The organism is Marinobacter alexandrii (genome assembly GCA_039984955.1).
Classification (GTDB): Bacteria; Bacteroidota; Bacteroidia; order Cytophagales; family Cyclobacteriaceae; genus Ekhidna.
Genome location: JBDWTN010000007.1, coordinates 1455072 through 1472366, shown reverse-complemented (window position 1 = coordinate 1472366; position 17295 = coordinate 1455072). Strand labels below are relative to the sequence as shown.

Genomic DNA, 17295 nt, shown 5'->3' with positions numbered 1-17295 from the left:
AGCACTTTCTATTTTTCGAAACTTGATTTTTCAGGATGCTGTTCATCTAAAAAATTCTGAACCAACTCTACAACTTCGGGATTAGGACGATCTCCTTGATCATCATTCAAACAAAAGAACTTAGGCGATTTCTTCTCGAGCCAATTAAAAGCTCTTTGCTGTCTTTTGAAATTGTTCGTGATTTTATGAAAAGTATGGCTTTTCAAAAGCTCAGGAAGTTTTATTGCCTTAGAATTTGCAGATTGAAATTTTAAGCTATACCAACGGTATAATTTGTAAGTCATCACATCCGTTCCCTCTCTGAATTTGTGGGATTTAATCTCCTTGATTAATTCAGGACGAGCATCTTGCATGCCTTGCCACCATTCTTTTCTGATCAATATCGGAGAATGTTCAATCAACCCCAGCCCGATAATATCATTTTTTTTGTTGTAGACTCGCCATCCAAAGTTTTCACCAAACAAAGTTCCATGCATTAATACCTTGCCATCCTTGCTATAAAAATCTTGAGGGGATACATTGCTACCAAAAAGAAAATCATCGTTTAGGTAAATGAAATCATCAGATAAGCCCGGGATCTTGTGAATATAACTTTCTATTAAATTGTAGTTGAATGTGGGAACGTCTTCGGGATCAAACACTTCGTCATGATGAATGACAGAAATTTTTGGATGATCAGATTTCAACCAATTGGGTCTTTGAGGACGGCAAGTAAAAATATAAATGTGATTGATCCATGGAGCATACTTCTCAACCGATCGTAAGCTGTACTTAATCATCTCATAAATATCTCGTGTACGCTCAGGGTTTAAGTCAATTGGCTTTTCAGAGTATTTGTTGACTAATTTCCTATATGTCAGGTCATCTCCATCCACCCAAGTGTAGACTAAATCGATCGGCTTTTGTAGGTCTTTTTGATCCAATGATTGAATAGTTGATTGATTTACCTTTTTTTGTTCCATGATTCGCATGAGCCAATACATCAAACGGATTGCAAATGTAATTTTATTCGCATTGCCCGGTCAATATCGAAAACGAAAGCTTCAAATTTTAGAAGATATGTTTCGGAAGTCCGTGTCTGTGCTCAAAGAATCAGGTGAACCCTATTGGCTAGATTTTGGTACGTTATTAGGTTATCATCGTACTGGAGGAATCATTCCTCATGACATAGATATAGATGTAGCGATGATGGAAAGCTCTTATGAAGCTGTCAGAAATCTAAAAGGTAAAATGCCTTCAGGATTAAGGTTTTATGACACTTCGATAAATCATGAAGGTCCAAAAATCTATTTTTCGTACAAAGGATATGATTTTGATATCTTCTTTTATGAAGAAGAAGAAGACACTATTCGAACGTTTGTAGAAGCGGACTACCCAAATGAGCGACAGCACATACCTAGAAAACTTGTTTTCCCACTAAAGAAGGATGCGTTTTTAGGTGAAGAAGTAACTGTTCCATTTGATACAAAAGGGTATTTGGAACTCATGTATGGATATCTTGGTACTGGTGGCTGGCGTGATCAAAAAACAGGTCTTTGGCATGCGTCAAAAAAATGATCAACCTGAGAATTTTTTACCAAATATCACTCAAATCATAAGTTTCACTATATACAAGCCCTACTTTCCCTTCATTCTTTTTATCTCTAACAAACTCTATCAATTCATCATTGATAAGTATATCATAAACAATCATCCAGCCAGGCCTCTTAGTTTCGCTAGGGGGATTTACATTATACAATTCTACTTTCAATTCTGTTTTTCCGGCCTCAACAAATTCAGTTAAAATTATTTCTTTTTCATAAGTGCCTCCAACGATAATTCCGGTATCAAAAATGATGGAATCGTTAATGTATACAACCGACCTATTATCCACAAGGCTAAAGACTAAGGTGTATTGGTCACCTTCTGTTTTTTTTGTAGACTGCTTAGGTTCATTTGATTTTTCTAAAGGAATATTCTTGATTTTATTGTCGCCGCGACTTGAACAGGCATTTACAAATAATAGTAGTATAGCTAGTTGCAGAAAAAATTTCATTAGTTACCTTTTATTGATCTAAACTGTATGGTTTAAGTATTAGCGATTTTGGTTTATACTTTTATTGATCAGAAATATGTGTAGTGTTTAATCGATTTACAGCAGGTTTTTCTATAGAAGTTATTCTTGGTACAGCAGGTTTGTAACGAGAATCAATGATTTTTTCAGTTTTACATCTCGAGATTGTACTTTCATAAATATTCCATAGCTGATCATGGAGGCTCTCAATTGATCGAGACTCAATTGATTCCCTCGCCGCTTTACTCATGCTCTCATGCAGTGTTGGATTTTTTAGCAATTGGATTATCCGCTTTACGAATTGTTTTGATTTTCCTGTCTTGACTAAAAATCCAGTCTTTTTGTTTATGATAAGTTCAGAAGGGCCACCAGCATCTGCAGATACTATAGGCAATCCAGAAGCCATCGCTTCTATTACTACATTACCAAACGTCTCAGAAGAAGAAGGAAATAGAAACACGTCACTTGATGCATAAATTTTTGCTAGTTCTATTCCAGTTTTCTTACCGGTAAATAAAGCATCAGGCATTCGATTTTTGAGCCACTGTCTTTTGGGACCATCACCTGTTACAATTAGATTGATTTTAATATCTGTTTTCCTGAGTTTTTGATAGATTTTAACTATCGCAGGCATATCTTTTTCTTTAATCAGTCTACTGACGAAAAGGACTTTTTTATTTTCTCTGGGTATCTCTAAATCAAAAAAAGATTCATCTCTATAATTAGGATTGAAACTACCAGGTTCGATAGCTCTTCCCCAGATTTTCATTTTATTTTTTGGCATTCCTAGCTTCACTAAATCCTTTCTTATAGGTTTTGTGGGTACTAATGTGAGATTTATGCTGCGATAATGCCACATCATAACCTTTTTAATAAAGCGGCCAACCATGATATCGCCAAGCTTACCTATATAATATTTGATGTACGCAGGAAAGTGTGTATGATAGATACTTATGACAGGAATTTCTTTTGCTTTTGCGTATTTTATTGCAAATCTGCCTAGAAGGGATGGAGATGTGAAGTGAAGTAAGTCAGGTTGGAATTTATCTAATTTTCTCTTTAGAGACTTATTTGGAATTCCTAGTTTATACCCTTTTTGAAAGGGGAATTTCAACGATTTTACAACAAAAACCGGATAAGGAATAGACTTCAAGTCCTTAGGCGGATGAGGTGTGATTACCAGAAAATCAAACCTGTCTTTGGGGGCATTCCTTAAAATTTTATGAAGAGTTATACTCACTCCATCAAAATTCTCTTCAAGAACATCCGCAAATAAGGCAATTTTAGTTTTCTGCGTACTCATAGTTAGTTAACAAAGATCACACATTGAACGGTTTGAATAAAATTTATTTTATTAACTAATTGAGACCTTTCAAAGAAGGTAATTGTTTTTCACGAAACCCCTAAATACTTTTAGCTTAAATTAAGCTTTACCTTTAATCCAGAATTGCATTTTTATATATACTCAATTGTCGATCAAAGCATTTCTTCCATGATAGTGATTCTGCATATTGTCTTGTTTGAGTGTTCCAGTCTTTTTTCTTCTTCTTGGAAAAATCTATAATTGCTTCTGCTAAAGTTAACGGTGTGATTTCTGCTAAAGTTATTCCGACTCCTGATTTTTCTATATGTTCAGGCGCTGCTCCTTTTCCAGCACTAATAAGTGGAAGCCCACAGCTTAGCGCTTCTAGCAGAGAAAGTCCGAAAGTTTCCCATTCACTAAGTGCAAACCCTAAGTCAGCGCTTGCATAGTATCTAGCCATTTCTTCCTTATCTTTAATAAACCCTTTGAAATGGGCATGTCTATGCTTTACGACAGCTTTCTTGACTAAATGTTCATAAGGTCCAGTTCCAACAAAAACGATTGCTGGTTCTATTTCTATTTTTTTTACCACAATGTCGTAGGCCTCTATCAAAATATGAAGCCCCTTCTCTTTGGAAAACCTATGCGAGAAAAATAAAATTAGGCGATTAGGATTCTCGTCTTGGAGGCTTTGAACAAGATTCTGATCCCTTTTATCCGGATGAAAGAGTAGGTGATCTACACCAAGTGGCGAATAGTATAAATTTTTAATTCCATTCATATCCATTCGATCCATGATAGTCTTACTGGCTACTAGCACACCATCCATTCGGTTGTAGTTTTTTCTAGCAAACCTCCATGCTAGATTTTCTCCAATTTTTTGAAGATTTAAAAAACTGTTTTTCAATGATCTACCTACATAGGTAACAGGAAAGTCTGCATGCCAAAAGCCAAAGACTTTCGTTTTAAGGTGATTGCGTTTCACAATTGAATGAACAATTGAAGGCATGATATAAGGTGAGCCAACTTCAATAAGGTCTGGTCGATGTTTTAATATAATAGGCTCTAGAGGGCCTCTTTTGAATAAGTAACGATATTCCCAGTTTCCTAAAACCTTTGGTACTTTGATATGCTCGATGAAGGCATTTGGTCCTATCTGCTCGCTATATGTTTTGCTATCATGCATAACAAATACATATTTTATATGTTCCTGGTATTTGAAATACTCAATTTTTTCTAAGTGATATCTACGAACTCCACCGCCTGAAGGACTCCAAAAATTATTGCAGTCAAGAACAGTAATCATGATTGAAGTTTGTAGAAATTCTTGTACCAAGTTACAAACTCTCGTATTCCTTCTTTGATCGAAACTTTAGGTTGATATCCTACTTCTTTTTGAAGATCTGAAATGTCCGCATAGGTGCTTACCACATCTCCTTCCTGAAGTGGTAGAAATTCTTTTTTAGGTTCTATTCCTAGTTCCTCGCTTAAAATATTAATGAATTCCATAAGTTGGACTGGACTGCTATTACCGATGTTATACAACTTGTATTGCACTCCTTTTTCATTGATTTTTGGAATGGTTTTCGTTACCTGACATATACCGTTTACAATGTCAGAAACATAGGTAAAATCCCTTTCCATTTTCCCATTATTGAAAATTTTAATGGATTCACCACTTGTTATTGCTTTGGCAAAAAGCATTGGAGCCATATCTGGACGCCCCCATGGACCATATACTGTAAAGAAGCGTAACCCAGTTGTAGGTATTTGGAATAGATGACTATACGTATGAGCCATTAACTCATTGCTTTTTTTGGTGCTGGCATACAAGCTAATAGGCTCATCAGTTTTATGATGAGTAGAGAATGGCTGTTCTTTGTTAAGTCCATATACGCTTGAGCTGCTGGCATACACAAGATGCTCCACAGTAAATGAGCGACATGCTTCTAGTATATTATTGAATCCAACTACGTTTGATTGAATGTAAGCATTTGGATTATCTATACTATAGCGGACTCCAGCCTGAGCAGCCAGGTGAATAACATAGTTGAATTCATTTTTTGCAAACAGTGAGTTGATGGATTTTTCATCTGTAATATCAATTCTGACAAAATGAAAGTTGTCATGAATATTACTAGAAGTATTTTGGCTATATCTAATAAAGTCTGGGTGAATACCTAAAGCCATCAATCGTTCAAATTTGAGCGTCATCGGGTAATAATCATTGATATTATCAATACCAATAACATCATAATTATCATTTTCGACTAAGGATTTTACCGTATGAAAACCAATAAAACCAGCACAACCAGTGATCAATACTTTCTTTTTCATTTATCGATTGAAGCTTTTAGTGAAGTTTAGCCCAAAGAATACATTGTTTTTATCATTATTGATAATGAAGTATTGATTTTGTCTAAAACTGAACCCTAAATCAACACCAATTAGGTAGGAACCTACGAATTGAGAATATTTTGCTTCAAAAGTCCACTCATGATCATGATTAAATTCATCTTGAATTACATCAAAGAAGTAATCATCATCAAATCGTATTCTTTGAGCTCTCATTAGCAACCTCCCCTTTGGCATGAAGTAATTCGCTGCGAATAGATCACTTACTGATCCTGTTCCAATTCCACCACCTATTATCTGTCCGTCTATTGTATATCCAGCGCGAACTATCTGATGCGAATACCATGAATTATAGCCACGAAAGATTGAATTTTTTGGCTTATCCAAAGAAGTATGTTCATAAGTGAGTTTCAAAACGTTATTTTCTTTGACGTCTACATACTTACTGAATCCCAAGATGTAAGCTCTGGCATGCTCTGGTGCCGTTCCCCAAAACTTTCCTCCGAAATCATTTTTTCCATATTCTGCATACATTTCAAAGCCAGCCTCTTTGAAAAGCCATCTCATGGTAACTGATCCAATTTGATCAAACTCGTCGTTTACTGCTGGATCACCGTCTGTATCATCAAATTTGCCTAGAAGTACAAGTAGGTCCACTGGTTTAAATTCATTGGCATTCTTATAAAAAGCTCTATTAAATCCTAATGTTAACTCAGGTAAGAAGCTAGGGTTATACCCTAAAGACATCCCTGTCCAGAAACGGTTGCCAAAATTCTCACTTAAGCTGAAATAGCTAGAAGATTCTAATACACCATAATAAATCTTTCCTTCAAATCTTCCAATCTTGGTTTTAATGGGTTTATGTGTCCCAAAGTCTATGTGTGGCAAACCTGAAGCATTATTGCTCATGATCAACGCATTTTGTTGTCCTGGCCCCCATGTCAAATTTTGAGTAGAGATGCCAAGAGTTACAGACTTGTGAACTAGTCTAACTTCTGATTGACCGGGATTAAACCTTGTAAAGGAGTCATCTCCATATCTTTGAACATAATCGATTCGAGCATTTCTAAACTGATAGTTATAAATACTATTACCGCCTGATTGCGGGGCTAATTGAAAATCGGCATTTTGAGAATAGAAAACGATTGGAGCCAAGGTATATTCGAGCATACCTATTTTTCCTTGAATTCCACCCTGCAGTGATGAAGTTAGGCCTTTACCCTTCCATAAAGCGCCATCATTGTATCCGCGTGCATACTCACTATTGAAATGATTAGACCATCTAAGAGGTAAAAGACTGACTTTTTCATCTAGAGTCTTCGTGGAATTTTGTTGCCAGATATCCCAATCTATTGAGTCTGTGTCATAAGGAGAGATGATTGAAGGAAAGATATTTAGTCTGCTTTCAATTGATGGATTTTTAATTTCTAATATTCTCTGGTAATCTAAATGCTCACTTTCCGGATAGAGAACTTGAGCGATAGAAAAGAGAGGCATTGAAATGTATATGAGAATATGAAATGTTTTTTTCATAATTAGAAATGTTTAAAAACGAACGAGCTGTTTGATGATTAATATCCTTTTGTAACGCTCTAGACTTTTTTTGGTCTCTCTGAGAGATGATTGTATGATTTTATGTGGATACCTCAAAAGATTAGTTGACTTTTCAAGCCCATTTGTAATCATATCTTTTTTCTTTTTCTCTTCTATGACGGTATCCTTTAAAAGTCTTGAAACATCATGCAAAAGACTTCTTATTAATCTTCTTTCGAAGAACATGCGATGCGAATTCCAAACTTCCTTATCAATCATAAACTTCTTTATTAAATTGAAAACTACAGAATGATCGGAGAAGATTCGTTCATAGTTAGCTGTGATGGCACCTTCACGGGTTACCATATAATTGTAAAGAGATTCTTTTACTTGAGCCATTGAATCTACAAAGTACATAAGTCTAGGAATTGTGGCTATATCTTCTAAAGAATGGTGCTCTGGGAAAAAAATCTTATTTTCAGTGAAAAGTGTTTTTTTGAATAATTTATTCCAGGCTAATACATTCGTTGCGTTTAAAAAATCATCTTGTTTTCTAAATTTTTTAAGTCTTCGAGTCTTTGACTGGGTTCCAATATGTTCGGTAAAAAAGCATTGACTTACATCAGCGTCTTCCTTTTGAATGGCATCATAGAGTTTTTCAAACATATTTAGTTCAACCCAGTCGTCACTATCTACAAAGCCAATATAGTTTGAAGATGTATTGGCTATTCCTGTATTTCGGGCTCCCCCCAGACCTTTGTTTTTATCATGAACGATGTATTTTATCCTTTGATCTTTTGATACATACTCCTTGCAAATTCGATCATCTTCTGGATCAGGTGATGCGTCATTAATGAGGACTATTTCAATTTCTTTTAAGGTTTGATTGATCAATGAGTCAAGGCACTTTGAGAGGTACTTTGACACATTATATACAGGAACAACAATAGTTACTTTAGGTACGCTCATGTTATTTATTACTTGTATTCGCAATGGTCATTCCTTCTTGTAGCTCTATGATTTCATCTGCAATACCAAAATACTTTTCATCATGTGAAATAACAATCACAGTCTTTCCTTGCTTCTTTAGAAAGGGCAAAATTTCATGATAGAAGATTCCCTTGAAATAAGGGTCTTGATTGGCCGCCCATTCGTCAAAAACATATATATCCTTATTGTCAAGCATGTTAGCTATTAGTCCTAGTCTTGACTTTTGACCATACGACAGTTTGGTAGTGCTGAATTTGTTCTTTTCTAAAGAGACCTTATGTTCCATTTGAAGCATGGCAATGTAATCTTCAGCATTATCGTTTAAAAAGCCTTGTTCAATGTGTGAGAGGTACTCAAAAACATGGGAATCAGTAAAGTAAGATGAAAATAGGTCTCGATAGCTAATCAGGTTAGATTCTTCAATTTGCTGATCATAATAATGAATTTTTCCTTCTGTAGGGATGTATAATCCAGTCAGAATTTTGGTAAATGTGGTTTTACCACTCCCATTTCCGCCAATAATGAATGTAATGTTATTTTTTTTGAATGAAACATTGAGTGGGCCAAAAGTGATCGGGTTTTCATGTTTAGAAGTTCGGTATTGAAACTTCAAATTTTCAAATCTAAGAATGTCTTCTGTAGCTACATGAGGTGTAGTTAGCTCTTTGGAAGAATCAAGCTTTTGATTACCTACATCAATGCCTAATTGATGTATCTGATTAAGTGAAACTATAGCTGTACTTCTAAATCTAAAGTAACTAGCAATTTTGACGGTAAAAGGGATCAAAAATAGAATAGTAGGCAGGATCACTTTGAACATATGAAAATCTATTGGCAGGATGGTCACACCCAAGAACATAAGTAATCCTGAGAAAACGAATATTAATAGATCTGTTAATTTATCCGTGGTTTCGTAGAGTACTTTACTTTTCATGACCGAATCGTTCCAATTATGAAGATTGGAAGAAATCACATTCGAGATGTATTCGTTTCTACGTGACTGGCTCAATGAAAGCTCCTTCAACCCTGAAACAAGGTTAGCAAGGTCTCTATACAAGAAGTTGTTATACTTTGTAGACCTTCGGGCAAGTTTTCTAACCAAGGGTAGAGTCGCACTGATAATAAATACCTGAATAATGAAGGCTGAAATGAAGAATGAGGTTAGTTGCCAGTCTGCTAAAAAAAGTAAATAGAGAGTAATCAAAACGGTGGTAGACGAAATGATGAATTGAGGAAAGCGGTGGATGAATTCTGAGAGAACAGAAATATCACGTGTTAAAACAGGAACAATTCGCTCAGAATTCGATTCAATATATTCATAGTTTGCTTTTAGTATTTTCTCTGATAGACTCTGAGTGAGATTTCGTACGACAATAGCAGTGATTTTAGCCATGAAATATCCGGAAGCTACTCCTAGAAGGGCAGCTACTAGACTAAAAGTAATTATCTGAATAATAAAGGAGCCGTCAATATTCTCAACATTGTCCAAGCCATCTTTTATCATTGAAATGACGTAAGAAGTTGACACTCCAGCGAGAATACCTGTGATAGTCCCAATTGAAAATAGACCAAGCCGGTTTTTGATTAACGGAAATAATTTTCTCATGACTTTTGTGTTTTAAGAAGTCTGAGAAGTCTCAAATATGTTGGCATATTCTTTTTTGATCTCTTTGGCTATTTCTTCTTTAGACATGGCAGAAAGGTGTTTGCAAAATTGCGTATTTCTTTTACTCACAATTTTTGAAGGTAAATAACCGATTAACTTATCCATTGCAGGGTCTATCATAAGTCCCCTCAGGAGAACGTTTTGAGTTCTGGGATGCACCTCGGCAAGATGGCGCAATTTACCTTGCCCTAACTCAAGCCATTGATCAATAAATTGATGAGTCTCTTCACAGTTTTTCATAATATTGAAACCTGCGTTTGGCAGGGTCCAACGCTTCATTTTTACGCTAAGGCTTAGATTGTGTGTGAAGTATATGCCTAATCGATCTGAACCGTCTTTTTGAAATAAGATTTTCTTTTCACCATCCATGTAGCGATCGATAAGCTCTTCGAGCCTTAGATCCATACTTTTTTTATAGATCAAAGTATCTGCGTCAACCATCATCACATACGCGGCATTAGTTTTCTTAAAATGATCTTGAATCATTTTAATCCTACTCCATGTGAAGGCCATATCTGGGATCAATTTTTCGCCGTAATGACAAAAATTGTAACCATGAAGCTCACAATACTGTTTCCAGATTGGAATGGAATATTTGGTATAAATATCTATATGATTAGTTGATAGCATTAAAATGTCGATCATCGCAATTAATTTATGTATGAGACCCTTTTTGTAAACTCTTCTAACAATAATTTTTGCACAGGAAGATCATTTTTCTCAACAAGGAATTGAGACATATAATTCTTGCCATTTTGGGCAATCTCATTGCAATAATCATCATTGATAGCAGCCCATGACAAAATTTCTTCCAGATTGCTCAAATCTTCATTCAATTCCAGGTAGTGAACATTCGGCTTCAACTTTTCTTCCATAATCCAGGATTGCCAATAAGGCTTTTTCATAATTGGTACCGAGTTGGAAGCCAGGATCCATCTGAGGTTGCTAGCTACATCATTGCCTTCTAAACTGATAATGAATTTGTATTTCAGCTGATCTTTGATAGAAACTTTGTTTCTTTTAAAACCCTTTAGTTGTGGTTTTTGCTTTACAGATGCGAATCCTATATCGTATTTGTCAAAGTATTTGTCAACTAATTTTACTCTTTGTTCTTGTCCTGTTGTCGCTCCTCGCCAGATCACGTGATCAGCTTTTTTTTGCCATGGATTATCAGCTTTTAATGCCACATGGCAGGGCAAGGTGAGTCTTAAGGTTCTAAAGTTGTAAATAATGCTTGTTGCATCATCGCTTCTTCTCGACTTCCGAATCACTTGAACATGACCAGTTTTCCCTGCTTCTCCATAAAACAAAGGATACTTAGAATCTTTGAAAACTTCGTCCATTCCTAGCCGGTCAAATGGATGGAAGAAATTCATCAACGAATGCAAATCTTTATAAGTCCTATAAAATGGTAATACTCGAAGATTTCTAATTTTTGGTAAATGGACTAAATGCTTGCAATACCAATGAGTAAATGTGTTTTCAAAATCACGGTACGATACCAATCGCATTTCTCTTTGGTTCCAGTAGTTTTCATTCTTCACTATTTCAAACTCATCAAGATTTAGCTCTATCTTTTTTTGATTGTTCAGATAAAACTCCACCCTTTCTTCAGGAGACATCCAATCTTTGCGATTATTCAGTTTGTCAAGTTTTTCAGTCATTCAAAATGATTTATCTCTTCAGTAAAAGGTAACGCGAAACTAAGAATACATTAAGATTATTGTACACTAAGGTTTTGTTATGAAATTGTTTTGTTACCTAGCAATAAACTGCTATAAACCTACAACCTATAATTTTGCTTCTTTTCACACTTGAAGAATTTAAATGACTCGTTTTATTAGAGAGATATCTAGACTTATCCTCATGCGTTCAACTAAGTCCGACAGATGGACTTTGAGAGTTAATTCAAAAGAACGGTCGAAAGCGGTGGTCTCTATGTCCGTATTACCCTCAAGATTCAAAGGCATTTTACCAACATTAAATTCCCTTACAGATCAATCTGTATTGCCTGAAAAAATCATCATCAATTTGCCCAAACGTTTTAAAAGAGATAAGTCTGACTATAAAATTCCTGAATATGTTTCAGTCCACCCCTTAGTCGAAATAAACTGGATAGAAGAGGATCTGGGGCCTGCAACGAAACTTTTGCCAACAATTTCTTATTACCACAAAGAACTCAATCGATTAATTATTGTGGTGGATGACGATCAAATTTATCCTAAACAGCTAGTGGAAAACTATCTGGAAAAAGAGAAGGATTTTCCGGATGCAGCCATGACATTGTCTGGTTGGAGAGTCCCGGGTACTTTTAATCATTCGGATAAAGAGCAACTCTACGGAGGCATTGTGAGATTCTATCGTTCTGATAATTCAGTTAAAAGGCCAACTCAGGTTGATTGTCTTCAAGGAGCAGCCAGCTTTGCAGTAAAACCACGATTCTTTAATAAAAATGTCTTTGAATTTGATAATGCACCTAATGAAGCTTTTTATGTAGACGATATTTGGTTGAGTGGTAACTTAACCTTAACCAACACCCCTGTATATGTTGTACCCGGTCCGTTCCGATTTGGTAGATTCGTTTCACTCAGGCAATCAAGCAAATTTGGCCTATCAAATAGTGCAAATGCAGATAATTCAAATAACAATAAATTGTATGAGTATTTCAAAGAACATTGGTGGTCAATTAATAACTAGTCTTTGAAAGAAAAGAGATTAAGAAGAAAAAAATCTTTTGTTGATCCCTGATTTAGGAGTTACTTGCCATATCCAGCATGCAATCCACCCAAATGAGCTAGATGTTATATGAATAAAAGAGATGTAGAGGTTGTTGCCAAGTAGAAAATGATTCATTAGCTCGAAAGCAAAAACCAGAGAATACATAAACCATTTTTTGCTGCTGAAGTAAGAAAGCGCACCAATCAACGCAAAGATGCCCACCGATCCACCCATCCATCCACGTGAAAAGCCATGACTAACCAGCTTTTCATCAGGCCAATAGGTTATCAATGTATTAAATAACCAGCCGTTGAATAATGCTATGAATACATAAGACAAAAAGTAAATAATGATAGTGGCTTTTGTTCCGTGTTGCGCTTCAAATGATTGAACTGGGAATGAAAAACCAAAAAGCATCACGAAAAGGATATGAACAAAGTCATTATGAAACCACGGTGCAGTAAAGCTGGTCGCCATAAAGTGCCAGAAATTTGTTTTATACTCCGCCATCCACATTGACCAATTGCATTGAAGCACAATTTGCCAAGGACCTGTCTCACAATTGCGCCTCGAAGCAAAGCCTAAAACAGCAAATACTGCCCATATAGCTATGATATAGAAAACACTAAATTTTCGTGATTTCAACCATTCCCAAAAATTGGAATAAACACCTCCTGTTGGATGTGCCCATGGCCACATATAAGGAACCCATCTTTTAGCGTATTTACTTTCAGTAAGATTCACAAGGAAATATTATATTTTGTTTTTTGGAATTAAATATAAAGTCATCACCTACCTTCAATCTCAAAAAAATGATTTCTTAACAAATTATTATTAATTCAATCATAGCTGGTTATGTTTTTGTGAGAACGGTGAACTTATCATTGCTGTTAGATAGAGAATTTTAGGGAAAAATTTTAAATCGAATTCGTTAATCAAGTCTAGGAAGAATTTTTTCCTTAGCTCTTTCCAAATGCTCCTGATTATCAATTTCGCACCATGCTAAGTCATCAAGTTTAAGTACCGAAACTGGATGTTGTTTTGAAACATGAGCTATTGCAATCTCATAGTCTTTTTTTGTGGCATCATCAGCTGACTTATGATGTGTTTTTAGTTCCTCAAGTAAAGTGTAGGAAATTTTCCAAATACCGACAAGCTCTGCATTTACTGATTGTAGCTGTTCTTTTTGCTTAGACAAGTTAGATAGTTTCCCTTCTTTTATTTCAACATAAACTTCGTCATTCGATTGAGTAAACCCACTACAAAGAATTATGTCTTTTTGGTTTGCTTCGATAAGTTTTTTAATGGCGTCTGAATGATAAAGTAGGTCTGATTCTAAGAGAAGAAAGTCCCCTTCTATTAATTCTGAACCATAAATAAGTGTGTGGAAGCTACCGGTAGTTGCAAAGTCCGCACTTAAGAATGTTTTCAACCCGTTTTCTTTTGCAAATTTCTCATAATGCTCATGCAGATGACCAGTCCCGATAATGATATTTTTTATGCCATTTTCCTTTAGCACCCTAACAGATCGTTCTATTAACCGCTCATTACCCACCGGCATAAACCCCTTAGGAATATCAAAAGTATAAGGTTGAAGTCGAGTCCCTCTGCCGGCGGCCAATATCACTGCAGTTTCAATCGTTTGCGTCATCTATTCAGATTTTAGACGGTGTTTCCGTTCCTTTAAGCTTAATTTGCCACGAAGATAGAATATTCTAATATTCAATGAAATGAGTGCTATTCCAGATCTGAGAAAACATTTGTTGAGAGATTGTAGGGTGCATACTCAAATTCATTGCCTTTCAATCAGAAAATATAACATCATAGATGAAGAAAGTATACGTAGGAATGGGCACAGATCTCATTCATCATGGCCATGTAAATATCATCGAAGTAGCCCGTGAATTGGGAGAGGTAACTGTTGGCTTGCTGTCAGATAAGGCGGTAAGTAAATATAGCAGGACTCCTTTTTTGTCATACGATGAAAGAAAGAAAATCCTTGAGAATCTAAAAGGTGTTAATGAGGTAATTCCTCAACAGAAGTTAGACTATGAAGAAAACCTTCGAGCGCTGAAGCCTGACTATGTTGTTCATGGGAGCGATTGGAAAACAGGACCTCAAAAGCACATAAGAGACAAAGTAGTGAAGCTATTGGAAGAGTGGGGAGGCGAATTGGTGGAGCCAGAATATACTTCTGGTATTTCTTCTACAGGATTGAGAGCGGCCATGAAAGAAGTAGGAACCACTCCTGATATCCGAAGAAGAATGCTAAGAAGACTGTTGGAATCGAAAGATATTGTGAGGGTGATGGAGGCGCACAATGGTATTTCAGCTTTGATAGTAGAGCAAGCCAGTGTTACAGCAGAAAATGAGGTGCGTGAGTTTGATGCCATGTGGGTGAGTTCGCTTACCGATTCCACAGCTAAAGGAAAGCCAGACACAGAGTACGTAGACAGAACCTCAAGATTTAATACAATTAACGACATTTTGGATGTCACAACTAAGCCAATCATTTTAGATGGTGATACCGGTGGTGTCACAGAGCACTTTGCCATGTTGGTAAGAAACCTTGAACGCTTAGGAGTTTCTGCAGTAATCATTGAAGATAAAGTGGGACTGAAGAGGAATTCACTTTTCGGTACTGAAGTAAAACAAGAACTTGACACAGTTGAAGGCTTCTGTGAAAAGATAAATACCGGGAAGAAATCTCAGGTGACAGAAGATTTCATGATTATTGCCCGGTTGGAAAGCTTGATCGCTGAACATGGCATGGAGGATGCATTGACAAGAGCTAAAGCATACATTGAAGCTGGAGCGGATGCAATCATGATTCACAGTCGTCACAAAGATGGAAGTGAGATCATGGAATTTATGAAGCGTTACCAGGAGTTTGAATATAAAGTTCCTGTTGTTTCGGTTCCTTCTTCTTACAATCAGTTCACAGAGGAAGAGCTACATGAGGCAGGTTTTAGCATTGTTATTTATGCGAATCACTTACTCAGAGCTGCTTTCCCGGCGATGAAAAAAACTGCAGAATCTATTTTGACAAATAAGAGATCAAAAGAAGCGGATGAGTTCTGTATGTCTATCAAAGAAATTTTGACCATTCTTCCTAACTAAGTAATGCTAAATCCTCAAGAATTTTTAAAAGCCATCAGATCTCAGGGTATTGAATTTTCTGCTGGAGTACCAGATTCTTTGCTCAAGGACTTTTGTTCTGTCATGACTGATGAAGGGTCAGATATCATTGCCGCCAACGAAGGTGGCGCCATTGCTCTTGCGATGGGGCACCATCTGGCGACTGGAAAGGTTCCGTTGGTTTATATGCAGAATTCTGGATTCGGGAATTGTGTAAACCCACTTGCTTCATTGGCAGATAGTGATGTATACTCGATACCGATGTTACTGATGGTAGGTTGGAGAGGAGAGCCAGGGGTAAAAGATGAGCCTCAGCATGTAAAGCAAGGAAAAATTTCTGAGGAGCTTCTTCAAACCATGGATATCCCATATGCCATCCTGTCGGATGAAGAGGAGGAGGCAAATAAGCAATTGCAAGAGGCTGTTAATGCAATGGAGGAATATCAGGCTCCTTATGCTTTGCTGGTAAGAAAGGGAACTTTTGAAAAGTATAAGCTTCAAACAAAGGTTGAGAATCCATATACCATCAATCGTGAGGATGTGATTGAGTGGATGTTACAAAAAATGGAAGATGAGGCGGTGGTTGTTTCTACCACAGGCAAGTCTTCGCGGGAAGTCTTTGAAATCCGTGCAAAGCACAATATGGGGCATGGGAAAGACTTTCTTACTGTTGGCGGAATGGGGCATGCTTCGCAAATTGCTCTTGGAATAGCACTAGGTAAAAAGAATCGCCCAGTGTACTGTTTGGATGGAGATGGAGCAACGATCATGCATATGGGGTCTGGAGCAATTATTGGTAATCAGCCGTGTCATAATTACAAGCATATCTTGATTAACAATGGATGCCATGAATCTGTGGGAGGACAGGCGACTGTAGGATTTGCAATCGATTTTCAAAAAATTGCTGATGCCTCGGGCTATAAGCAAACTTGGTTGGTTACAGAGATGAGCAACTTACCTGCTATTTGGGACCAGTTCCAAGAAGCAGAAGGCCCGGTGCTTCTGGAGGTAAGAACAACAGAGGCTTCAAGGGCTGACCTAGGAAGACCAACCACGACTCCTGTTGAGAACAAAGAAGCGTTCATGAAGAATTTGATGAAGTGAAAGCCTTCTTTTTTGCAAGCCTGAGTTTATTAGTAATTTCCATTGGCATACATATCTCCTCAATCCTAGGCAATTCAATTGAAGAAAAGTATGCATTCATTTGGGTAATGCATATAGCTGCGATGGCAGTCTATGCCACTTACTTTTTTGTCCTTAATGAGAAGAACGTTAAAGTAAAAGATAAGATAGAAGTTCTTCCCGACACGATAAGGTATCTATTAAAAGCAATGAGTGGATATTCAATCGTATTGATGTTTTTGCTTTTTTACTCTAGTATTTTTGTGACTGAAAGCATAAAGCTTGGAGATTTTACTCTAGCGTTTGATTGGGAGAATAATTTATCAAAGGAGTCTTTCAGTCTACGCTTAAATGGGCTTAGCCTTTTTTCAGGTTTTTGATCTTCATGGTTTATTTACTTTACTGCATCTCATACTC

The 17295-nt window shown here is 36.5% G+C and carries 17 protein-coding genes; 5 read left to right on the top strand and 12 right to left on the bottom strand.

The window, feature by feature from the left end; translation table 11 throughout:
* Positions 1-8 precede the first annotated feature (8 nt).
* The gene (locus ABJQ32_12820; protein ID MEP5290528.1) at positions 9-962 is read right to left on the bottom strand and encodes a Stealth CR1 domain-containing protein; all 954 of its coding nucleotides are present in this window, start codon (positions 960-962) and stop codon (positions 9-11) included.
* A 7-nt stretch (positions 963-969) separates the two neighbouring features.
* Between ABJQ32_12820 and ABJQ32_12815 the strand changes: the two genes are divergently transcribed.
* Positions 970-1557 carry a LicD family protein gene (locus ABJQ32_12815; GenBank protein ID MEP5290527.1) on the top strand — a complete coding sequence of 196 codons (588 nt, stop codon included), beginning with the start codon at positions 970-972 and terminating at the stop codon, positions 1555-1557.
* A 16-nt stretch (positions 1558-1573) separates the two neighbouring features.
* On the opposite strand, the gene ABJQ32_12810 is transcribed toward ABJQ32_12815, so the two are convergent.
* From ABJQ32_12810 to ABJQ32_12770, 9 genes are all read right to left on the bottom strand, one after another.
* On the bottom strand, positions 1574-2035 hold the full coding sequence (locus ABJQ32_12810; GenBank protein ID MEP5290526.1) for a hypothetical protein: 462 nt from the start codon (positions 2033-2035) through the stop codon (positions 1574-1576).
* Positions 2036-2096: 61 nt separating this feature from the next.
* Positions 2097-3356, bottom strand: a complete 1260-nt coding sequence (locus ABJQ32_12805; protein ID MEP5290525.1) for a glycosyltransferase family 1 protein — start codon at positions 3354-3356, stop codon at positions 2097-2099.
* A 133-nt stretch (positions 3357-3489) separates the two neighbouring features.
* On the bottom strand, positions 3490-4662 hold the full coding sequence (locus ABJQ32_12800; protein ID MEP5290524.1) for a glycosyltransferase: 1173 nt from the start codon (positions 4660-4662) through the stop codon (positions 3490-3492).
* On the bottom strand, positions 4659-5693 hold the full coding sequence (locus ABJQ32_12795) for an NAD-dependent epimerase/dehydratase family protein (GenBank protein ID MEP5290523.1): 1035 nt from the start codon (positions 5691-5693) through the stop codon (positions 4659-4661). Before ABJQ32_12795 ends, ABJQ32_12800 begins: the two co-directional genes overlap by 4 nt.
* The gene (locus tag ABJQ32_12790; protein ID MEP5290522.1) at positions 5694-7244 is read right to left on the bottom strand and encodes a capsule assembly Wzi family protein; all 1551 of its coding nucleotides are present in this window, start codon (positions 7242-7244) and stop codon (positions 5694-5696) included. It lies immediately after the preceding gene.
* A gap of 12 nt (positions 7245-7256) precedes the next feature.
* On the bottom strand, positions 7257-8213 hold the full coding sequence (locus ABJQ32_12785; GenBank protein ID MEP5290521.1) for a glycosyltransferase family 2 protein: 957 nt from the start codon (positions 8211-8213) through the stop codon (positions 7257-7259).
* A gap of 1 nt (position 8214) precedes the next feature.
* Positions 8215-9840, bottom strand: a complete 1626-nt coding sequence (locus tag ABJQ32_12780) for a cyclic peptide export ABC transporter (GenBank protein MEP5290520.1) — start codon at positions 9838-9840, stop codon at positions 8215-8217.
* 12 nt (positions 9841-9852) lie between these two features.
* Positions 9853-10545: a hypothetical protein gene (locus ABJQ32_12775; protein ID MEP5290519.1), complete on the bottom strand. Its 693-nt coding sequence runs from the start codon at positions 10543-10545 to the stop codon at positions 9853-9855.
* Positions 10546-10550: 5 nt separating this feature from the next.
* Positions 10551-11564, bottom strand: a complete 1014-nt coding sequence (locus ABJQ32_12770; GenBank protein MEP5290518.1) for a glycosyl transferase family 90 — start codon at positions 11562-11564, stop codon at positions 10551-10553.
* 163 nt (positions 11565-11727) lie between these two features.
* Between ABJQ32_12770 and ABJQ32_12765 the strand changes: the two genes are divergently transcribed.
* Complete coding sequence (locus tag ABJQ32_12765) at positions 11728-12597, top strand: hypothetical protein (GenBank protein MEP5290517.1); 870 nt, start codon at positions 11728-11730, stop codon at positions 12595-12597.
* 18 nt (positions 12598-12615) lie between these two features.
* Here the strand turns inward: ABJQ32_12765 and ABJQ32_12760 are convergent, their stop codons facing one another.
* Positions 12616-13362, bottom strand: coding sequence for a rhomboid family intramembrane serine protease (locus tag ABJQ32_12760; GenBank protein ID MEP5290516.1), 747 nt, complete (start codon positions 13360-13362; stop codon positions 12616-12618).
* Between the two features lie 187 nt (positions 13363-13549).
* Positions 13550-14269 carry a phosphocholine cytidylyltransferase family protein gene (locus ABJQ32_12755; GenBank protein ID MEP5290515.1) on the bottom strand — a complete coding sequence of 240 codons (720 nt, stop codon included), beginning with the start codon at positions 14267-14269 and terminating at the stop codon, positions 13550-13552.
* 176 nt (positions 14270-14445) lie between these two features.
* Between ABJQ32_12755 and aepX the strand changes: the two genes are divergently transcribed.
* Genes aepX through ABJQ32_12740 form a run of 3 tightly spaced genes read left to right on the top strand, consistent with a single transcriptional unit; the run spans position 14446 to position 17258 of the window.
* Positions 14446-15738: a phosphoenolpyruvate mutase gene (gene aepX, locus ABJQ32_12750; protein ID MEP5290514.1), complete on the top strand. Its 1293-nt coding sequence runs from the start codon at positions 14446-14448 to the stop codon at positions 15736-15738.
* A 3-nt stretch (positions 15739-15741) separates the two neighbouring features.
* Positions 15742-16860: a phosphonopyruvate decarboxylase gene (aepY, locus tag ABJQ32_12745; GenBank protein ID MEP5290513.1), complete on the top strand. Its 1119-nt coding sequence runs from the start codon at positions 15742-15744 to the stop codon at positions 16858-16860.
* Positions 16857-17258 (top strand): hypothetical protein, encoded by a 402-nt coding sequence (locus ABJQ32_12740; GenBank protein ID MEP5290512.1) that lies wholly within the window; start codon positions 16857-16859, stop codon positions 17256-17258. The genes aepY and ABJQ32_12740 overlap by 4 nt, the downstream gene beginning before the upstream one ends.
* Positions 17259-17295 lie beyond the last annotated feature (37 nt).

Coding starts and splice junctions, on each gene's coding strand:
- ABJQ32_12820 (MEP5290528.1), bottom strand. CDS start 962: ATGGAACAAAAAAAGGTAAATCAATCAACTATTCAATCATTGGATCAA.
- ABJQ32_12815 (MEP5290527.1), top strand. CDS start 970: ATGAGCCAATACATCAAACGGATTGCAAATGTAATTTTATTCGCATTG.
- ABJQ32_12810 (MEP5290526.1), bottom strand. CDS start 2,035: ATGAAATTTTTTCTGCAACTAGCTATACTACTATTATTTGTAAATGCC.
- ABJQ32_12805 (MEP5290525.1), bottom strand. CDS start 3,356: ATGAGTACGCAGAAAACTAAAATTGCCTTATTTGCGGATGTTCTTGAA.
- ABJQ32_12800 (MEP5290524.1), bottom strand. CDS start 4,662: ATGATTACTGTTCTTGACTGCAATAATTTTTGGAGTCCTTCAGGCGGT.
- ABJQ32_12795 (MEP5290523.1), bottom strand. CDS start 5,693: ATGAAAAAGAAAGTATTGATCACTGGTTGTGCTGGTTTTATTGGTTTT.
- ABJQ32_12790 (MEP5290522.1), bottom strand. CDS start 7,244: ATGAAAAAAACATTTCATATTCTCATATACATTTCAATGCCTCTCTTT.
- ABJQ32_12785 (MEP5290521.1), bottom strand. CDS start 8,213: ATGAGCGTACCTAAAGTAACTATTGTTGTTCCTGTATATAATGTGTCA.
- ABJQ32_12780 (MEP5290520.1), bottom strand. CDS start 9,840: ATGAGAAAATTATTTCCGTTAATCAAAAACCGGCTTGGTCTATTTTCA.
- ABJQ32_12775 (MEP5290519.1), bottom strand. CDS start 10,545: ATGATCGACATTTTAATGCTATCAACTAATCATATAGATATTTATACC.
- ABJQ32_12770 (MEP5290518.1), bottom strand. CDS start 11,564: ATGACTGAAAAACTTGACAAACTGAATAATCGCAAAGATTGGATGTCT.
- ABJQ32_12765 (MEP5290517.1), top strand. CDS start 11,728: ATGACTCGTTTTATTAGAGAGATATCTAGACTTATCCTCATGCGTTCA.
- ABJQ32_12755 (MEP5290515.1), bottom strand. CDS start 14,269: ATGACGCAAACGATTGAAACTGCAGTGATATTGGCCGCCGGCAGAGGG.
- aepX (MEP5290514.1), top strand. CDS start 14,446: ATGAAGAAAGTATACGTAGGAATGGGCACAGATCTCATTCATCATGGC.
- aepY (MEP5290513.1), top strand. CDS start 15,742: ATGCTAAATCCTCAAGAATTTTTAAAAGCCATCAGATCTCAGGGTATT.